Source organism: Bartonella sp. AP65SXKL (assembly GCF_042195725.1).
Classification (GTDB): Bacteria; Pseudomonadota; Alphaproteobacteria; order Rhizobiales; family Rhizobiaceae; genus Bartonella.
The window spans coordinates 121,148-127,946 of sequence record NZ_JBHIOW010000006.1 but is presented as its reverse complement, the minus strand read 5'-3'; the positions used below and the strand labels follow the sequence as shown (position 1 = coordinate 127,946).

General features: G+C 40.6%; 7 protein-coding genes and 1 pseudogene. 5 read left to right on the top strand and 3 right to left on the bottom strand.

Annotated features, from left to right (window positions below):
- Window positions 1–310: 310 nt before the first annotated feature.
- The 5 genes from ACFIMP_RS05505 (at window position 311) to ACFIMP_RS05485 (ending at window position 3,798) form a co-directional block, all read left to right on the top strand.
- On the top strand, window positions 311–1,105 hold the full coding sequence (locus tag ACFIMP_RS05505) for an ERF family protein (protein ID WP_375686114.1): 795 nt from the start codon (window positions 311–313) through the stop codon (window positions 1,103–1,105).
- Between the two features lies 1 nt (window position 1,106).
- On the top strand, window positions 1,107–1,730 hold the full coding sequence (locus ACFIMP_RS05500) for a lambda exonuclease family protein (protein ID WP_375686113.1): 624 nt from the start codon (window positions 1,107–1,109) through the stop codon (window positions 1,728–1,730).
- Between the two features lie 108 nt (window positions 1,731–1,838).
- On the top strand, window positions 1,839–2,384 hold the full coding sequence (locus ACFIMP_RS05495; RefSeq protein WP_375610752.1) for a hypothetical protein: 546 nt from the start codon (window positions 1,839–1,841) through the stop codon (window positions 2,382–2,384).
- Window positions 2,385–2,509: 125 nt separating this feature from the next.
- The gene (locus ACFIMP_RS05490; protein WP_015857131.1) at window positions 2,510–2,758 is read left to right on the top strand and encodes a hypothetical protein; all 249 of its coding nucleotides are present in this window, start codon (window positions 2,510–2,512) and stop codon (window positions 2,756–2,758) included.
- 2 nt (window positions 2,759–2,760) lie between these two features.
- Entirely contained in the window at window positions 2,761–3,798 is a 1,038-nt protein-coding gene (locus tag ACFIMP_RS05485) for a tyrosine-type recombinase/integrase (RefSeq protein ID WP_375686112.1), read from the top strand.
- Between the two features lie 52 nt (window positions 3,799–3,850).
- Here ACFIMP_RS05485 and ACFIMP_RS05480 read toward each other — a convergent pair whose 3' ends face one another.
- From ACFIMP_RS05480 to ACFIMP_RS05470, 3 genes and pseudogenes are all read right to left on the bottom strand, one after another.
- Window positions 3,851–4,150 carry a HigA family addiction module antitoxin gene (locus ACFIMP_RS05480; RefSeq protein WP_183194585.1) on the bottom strand — a complete coding sequence of 100 codons (300 nt, stop codon included), beginning with the start codon at window positions 4,148–4,150 and terminating at the stop codon, window positions 3,851–3,853.
- A gap of 17 nt (window positions 4,151–4,167) precedes the next feature.
- Window positions 4,168–4,449, bottom strand: coding sequence for a type II toxin-antitoxin system RelE/ParE family toxin (locus tag ACFIMP_RS05475; protein ID WP_183194586.1), 282 nt, complete (start codon window positions 4,447–4,449; stop codon window positions 4,168–4,170).
- Window positions 4,450–4,657: 208 nt separating this feature from the next.
- A pseudogene (locus tag ACFIMP_RS05470) lies at window positions 4,658–6,654 on the bottom strand (hemagglutinin repeat-containing protein); the annotation flags it as partial.
- Window positions 6,655–6,799: the final 145 nt, after the last annotated feature.

Genomic DNA, 6,799 nt, shown 5'->3' with positions numbered 1-6,799 from the left:
TGGAAATTTGCTTCCTTATCAAGACAAAATCCAAAAGAAACTTATGGATTGTCCAACTATCACACTTCAAACCGCAAGTGGAATAGAAAAAGTCATTCCTTGCGCAAAAATTACAGCAAAAGGAATTGGTGTGCTGTCTCAAGAGCTTAAAAGACAAAGCATGCATTAAGAGCAACAATTATGGAAAAGAAATACGAACGACTAATCTTATAGTATCTCTATAAGCCGTTTCTAGCAACAAAAACAAAGATTTTAACACCAGCGTGATTCACGCCACGGGGGAATTGCGCTCAAATAGGAGGAAATCAAGATGAGTGAACTAAACACTAACCTAACAGAAATTGAAGAAACGCATCACTTAGCGGTTAAACAAACTGCTATGGAACGTATTTTAAACAGAGCCTTAGAAAATGACGTCGATATGGACCGTCTCGAGCGTCTCATTGCCTTACGAGAAAAAGAAATAGAACGACAAAACTACGAAAGATTTGCCAGTGATCTTTCGAATATGCAAATAGAATATCAAAAAATACAAAAAAACTCTACAAACACCCATACAAACAGCCAATATGCAACCCTTGACCAGTACATTGATGCTGTAAAAAACACTCTTGCAAAACACCGATTTGCTTTGTTTTCTCGTATCAAAGAACAGAGTTCAGACAATATAATTATAGAAATGACTTTGACGCATCCGTCTGGAAATAAAATCTCAACAGAAGGAAAGTTTCCTTATGACACTAAAGGATGCAAATCAAATATACAATCGGTTGGTTCTGCAATCACATACGCACGCAGATATCTGTTAGGCATGCTTCTTAATGTCGTGAGTGAAGATGATGATACAGATGGAAACCCGCCTATTAAAAAGGCTTTTCCACAACAGATCAATGAAATCAGAAGACTTGTCGTACAAACCCAAACAGAAGAAGAAAAAATACTTGCTTATGTCAACGTCAAAAAGCTCGACGATATGTCTGAAGGACAAGCACAAACGGTATTACATCTTTTGAAAGATAAACAAAACAGGCAAAAGGCAGAAACAGATTCTACTATACAAGATGCCGATATAGAAACGCCACACGAACAGGGAACGGCGGTGTGAGATGGAACAAAGAACAGCAGAATGGTTTCAAGCGCGCTTGGGTAAAGTCACTGCTTCAAACGTTTACAACGTACTCAGTAAGACAGCAAAAGGTTTGCCTACAAGCAAATATGAAGATTACAAAACGAAACTCATGACAGAACGCTTAATAGGGGAAATAAGCCAATCTTATACAACACCTGCTATGCAATGGGGCATTGAACATGAAGAGAATGCCTTAAGAGAATATGAATTCATTTATGACGCAGAAGTCACAAGATGCGGGTTTATCCCACACCCAAAAATGAAAATGGCTGGTGCAAGTCCTGATGGGTTCATTGGAGAGGACGGTTTAATCGAAGTCAAATGTCCACAATCAACAAACCATCTTCGTTTTTTTATTTATGACGAAATCAAGCCTGAATATATCGCACAGGTGCAATTCCAAATGGCATGCACTGGACGCAAATGGTGTGATTTCATGAGCTATAATCCAAACTTTGTAGGCAGATCTACTGGTTTGAGAATGAAAATCAAACGCATCAACCGTGATGAGCAATACATTGAAGAGATTAATAAAGCTGTCGAAATCTTTTTAGGGGAAATAGAACAAGAGATGCAAAAGATTTTGGCAAAAGCTGCTTAAACCTATGGGGGTGCTCTCTCCTCCCCGCACCCCCACCCTTCTTAACACTTTCAAGTAATGCGTGATTCACGCCACGGGTGGATTGTACGCAAATCAAGGAAATAAACCATGGAAAAGAAATACGAACTGACAGATGAAACAATCGAAGTTGGGCGCAAAACGCTCCGCCGCATTCGTGCATTGAGAGATTTGGGGGACGTCAAGAAAGGTGATCTTGGCGGCTATATCGAGAAAGAAGACAATCTAAGTCATGATGGCAATTGCTGGGTTGGGGGTTATGCCAAGGTTTATGATGATGCTAAGGTTTACGAAAATGCACATGTTTACGGTTATGCCGAGGTTTACGACAATTCTCGTATTTATGGCAAAGCAGAAGTTTTCGATGAACCATGCATTTACGGTCATGCAGAAGTTTACGGTGATGCATATATTTGCGGTGAACCGAACGTTTTTGATAATGCAGAAGTTTATGGCAATGCACAAGTTTACGAAGAGGCATACATTTACGATAGGGCGCGTGTTTACGGCAATGCGCAAGTTTACGGTGATGCGCATATTTACGGTCATGCAAAAATTTACGGTGATGCATGTGTATGTTGGAACGACTGGATTGATGACGATAGAAGAATCTCAACTAGAGAAAAAACCAGATGAGAAAATAACGAACTACTAATCTTATAGTATCTCTATAAGCCGTTTCTAACACCGAAAAACCAACTTTTAAACACCAGCGTGATTCACACCACGGGGGAATTACATCTCAATGAAGGGGAATAAACATGCCACACCGCCCACCTACTATCACGCAACCAGCTATTGCTCGTGCTTTAAGAGAAGCTAAAAAACAAGGATGTGAACTCATAGAAATCAAACCTACAGGGGAATTATTAATTCATATCAATAAAACCATAACACCAACAACGACAGATAATACTTATAGCATTGACGATTTTCCACCACTTGAAAACGAGCAAGAAGACTACGAGACCAGCAAAAGTTGCCCCTCTGTCGACGGTATAAAGTTTTAGCCATGCCAAAACGCCGTCCGCCGCATCTTGTTCGTGAACGTACACGCCATGGTAAAGTTATATGGTATGTACGTATTGGTCATGGACCACGGTTTCGGATTGAAGGAACCTATGGAACGCAAGAGTTTGTTGATAATTATACGCTGGCTATTAAACAAGCTCAAAATGGCTCCTCCAAAACAAAGAGGCGTACCAGACTCACAGAAGGGTCTTTCGATTGGTTGTTGCATCAGTATTTACAAAGCATGCAATGGCATAATCAATCAGAATCTACTAAAAAAGTTAAATATCGAATTCTGAATAATGTTTCTAAACATATCGGTGATCGTGCATATAAAAGCATAAACAAACAACACATTCTTGAAGCCGTAGACAGAAGGCGAGAGACCCCCGCGGCGGCAAAACATTTTTTGACCTCTTTAAACGGTCTCTTTAATTGGGCGGTTGATAATGCCCTTTTAAATAGAAATCCTGCCTTTAATATAAAAGCACCAAAATCTTTAAACAGTGAGGGATTGCTGCCATGGCTAGAAGAGGACATAGACAAATATTATCACCGTTGGTCACATGGTACACATGAACGCGTCTGGATTGATGTTCTTCTTTATACAGGCTTGCGTCGTGGTGATGCCGTTCGTATCGGCTGGAAAGACGTCAAAGATAATATCATTTATCTCAAAACAGAAAAGAGCCAATTTAAAACAGATGTTTTTCTCCCGATTTTGCCAGAACTCGCAGAAATACTTAAAATTGGACCTATTGGAGATGGAACATTTATTTGCGGTAAAGAAGGTAAAAAACTGACCAAAGAAAGTTTTGGTAATCTGTTTCGTAAAGCTTGTAATGCAGCAGGTATTAAAAAATCAGCGCATGGATTGCGAAAATTAGCAGCAACACGTGCAGCCAATGCTGGTGCGACAGTTTCGCAAATGAAAGCGCTTTTTGGCTGGACAGAAGATAAAATGGCATCCCTTTATACCAAAACAGCCGATAGAAAACGCCTTGCAATAGAAGCCATTAAAAAACTTCAAAAAGGTTAGAGCAACGGGCGGAAGCTAAAAAACTAAAGCCCCGTCAAAATTATAAACGAAATCAAAGCGACGTTTGATGTGCTTCAGAAACCAGAGGAGAAATAGGTGGTTGTGTCTGTTGCATTGTTTGCCATAAATTATAATTTGTTTGCATATCCAGCCAAAATTTCGCTTTACTAAAACCAGCTAGTTCTAATTTCACTGCAAGTTCGGTACTCATAGAGGCATGTCCGTTAATCACTCTTGATAGAGAAGCTCTTGTCATATGGAGATGATTAGCTAACTTTTGTATTGTTATCCCCATTTCGTCTAAGAAAGCTACTTTTAGAACTTCGCCCGGATGTGCGGGGTTATGCATCATTATTTTCGTTCCTTTCATCAATGGTAATCTTGATAATCAACAAGCTCCACATCTGTTCCTATAAAGCGAAAAGTAACACGCCAATTTCCATTCACCCATATAGAATAGTATCCTGTAAGTTCACCTTTAAGAGGATGCATTTTAAAGGCAGGTGCTTTCAACATTTCGGGCGTGGTAGCACTTGTTAAAGCCGTTAAGATAACGCGTAATTTCTTTACGTGATCTGGTCGAATAGCTTTTGTGGAACCTGTTGTATAAAATAATTTTAAGCCCTTATGTCTGAAACTCACAATTGCCATTAGCACCCCTTATCGTATACTATCACTATACGATTTATAAAAATAAGAGTCAAGTAAGATACTGGAAAATCTGATTACATATTTGGATAAAATGATTGAGAATAAGCTATAAAAAAGTTCGGGATAGACATAAAAATAAGTTAATAAAATCAATGGAATTAAAATTCCCTTACCTTTATATAAGTTATTGATTGCATATAAATGTAGCATTCCCACTCTGCTCATCATTTGCATAGACTGGATTGGTACCAGCGATAATATCAGCTCCAACACCATGGATGCTGCCTTTGTGAGCTTGCATGTTAACAGCACGTCCTGCTTCTATTGTACCTGTTACCGCGGTAGAAGTCTGAACAGAGGCTTCTGCCTTCTCTGTCTTAAAGCCCACGGTTACGCTAGCAGAAACATCAGCAATATCACGAATAGACTGTTTAAGGTTTCCACCCTTCATCTCATTATAAAGACCTTTGCCTTTGCTATAGAGATCATAGCCTTTTAGACCAGCAATAAGACCATTACCGATTTTGTGTTTTGTATCCCCATGACCAAAACGTTTGGCTGCATCCTTTACATCTTTTACTGTACCAAGAATACCCACATTGACAGAGCCTGTCACACCAGCAAAAGACTTTTCATGCTTTTCTTTTGCGTTAGAGGTATCATAGCTTTCTGATAGGGTGATATTATTGCCGGCATCCATGTTGACATCACGATCCGCCGAAACAATGGCTGCTTGTAAATTCACATCATTGTCAGCAGTAATCTGCACATCTTGGCGTGCCGTGATGTGTGATTGTGTGGAAGTGGTTTCCCATTGATCGCCCGTATCTTTGGCGCTTGCAATTCCAACACCTACAGAAGAACCGCTGTTGCTCTTTTCAAACTGAATGCCAAAGCCTGTACGTTCTTCTACAGAGTTTGACTTATGGCTATTATGACCAGGTGAAACATTCACATCATGCGCTGCGGTAAGATTAACATTTTCCCCTGCAAGATCAGAGCCAACAATTGTCACATCTTTTTTCTTGGCAGTGATATTGATCGTACCATCCGCATTGAGAGAAGAACCTTGATGCTCAAAACTCTCTTCATTTTCTGTCTTTCCCTCACTCCCGTATATCGACACAAAGCCCTTGCCTGATCCCACACCAAAACCTGTTTCATGCTCCTCTGAATGGCTCTTATGATGATCTGTCATGCCATCAATCGTCACACTTTCTCCGCTCACATTGATATCTTGACCGGAAAGCAGATGAGAAGCAGAAATCTTGGCTTCTCCTTGTGCGTCTAACACGATGTTGCCCGTTGCCCCAAGGATAGAGGAGACCGTTGTGGTATGCGATTGAGAACTATCGGACGATTTCTCATGCAAAAAGCCACTTGATGACGATTGTGCTTGCTGGTCCAAGTGTTCTTGGGCGCCTTTTATGACAATCTTTCCCCCAGAGTGAATAGTAATATCCGCTTGTTTTTGATCTCCCAGTGCTTTCTCTCCTGACGTTTCCTCTGCCTTACCGGCTATGAGAGCGTCGAGGCGACAACTTCCGTGTTATTTCCTGAGTCAATGGCAATGCCTTCACCCCCTGTTATGCTTGACCCCACAACTTGGCGCACATCCATCTTGTTATGCTCAGATTTGCTGCTACTAAACACCCCACCCTCTTTGTGATACGACATCTCATAATGTAAGCTATCCTCTGCATTATTGATCAGGACATCGTTGCTGGCTTTCAGCCCTACCTTGCCATCAGCCGCAATGGAACTGCCTGTGATGCTAAGATCATGCGGTTTGCCATCCTGCCCTGCAATGACCGTGGTGTCACCTCCCGATTTTATCGAAGATCCAACGGCATGAGAGGCTTGCATATCCACTTTCGTGTTTTTGGTGCGAAGATGATACTCCATCTCATCGTTTCTCACCCCTATTGTTATCTCCCCTTGGGCGCCAAGAGCAACATTACCCTTGGCATCTATATCGGAAGCAGCCATATGGATATCTTTTCCAGAGAGAACAGTGGTCTCTTTTCCAGAACTTAAATGAGAGCCATTGTGCAAGGCAACATGAGATGTTTCACTCCCATTCTGATTGTCCATACTGTTGCGTGTGGCATCAATCGAAACATTCCTCTCAGCTTGCAAGAGAAGTTTATCCTTTGTTTGAACATCAGAGCCTAAAATATTCAAATCTTTTCCAAAGACATAAGTGAGATTGATGTACTTTGAAAAATATTTATTTAAAAAAAATGTGTGAATACACAACAACAAGTATATTCCGTTTAGGGCGTTCTGTTTTGCATGAGGAGTATGATCCCATTAAAAATGAAGAGATTAAGAGGAATAAAATAGAGAG

Coding starts and splice junctions, on each gene's coding strand:
- ACFIMP_RS05505 (WP_375686114.1), top strand. CDS start 311: ATGAGTGAACTAAACACTAACCTAACAGAAATTGAAGAAACGCATCAC.
- ACFIMP_RS05500 (WP_375686113.1), top strand. CDS start 1,107: ATGGAACAAAGAACAGCAGAATGGTTTCAAGCGCGCTTGGGTAAAGTC.
- ACFIMP_RS05495 (WP_375610752.1), top strand. CDS start 1,839: ATGGAAAAGAAATACGAACTGACAGATGAAACAATCGAAGTTGGGCGC.
- ACFIMP_RS05490 (WP_015857131.1), top strand. CDS start 2,510: ATGCCACACCGCCCACCTACTATCACGCAACCAGCTATTGCTCGTGCT.
- ACFIMP_RS05485 (WP_375686112.1), top strand. CDS start 2,761: ATGCCAAAACGCCGTCCGCCGCATCTTGTTCGTGAACGTACACGCCAT.
- ACFIMP_RS05480 (WP_183194585.1), bottom strand. CDS start 4,150: ATGATGCATAACCCCGCACATCCGGGCGAAGTTCTAAAAGTAGCTTTC.
- ACFIMP_RS05475 (WP_183194586.1), bottom strand. CDS start 4,449: ATGGCAATTGTGAGTTTCAGACATAAGGGCTTAAAATTATTTTATACA.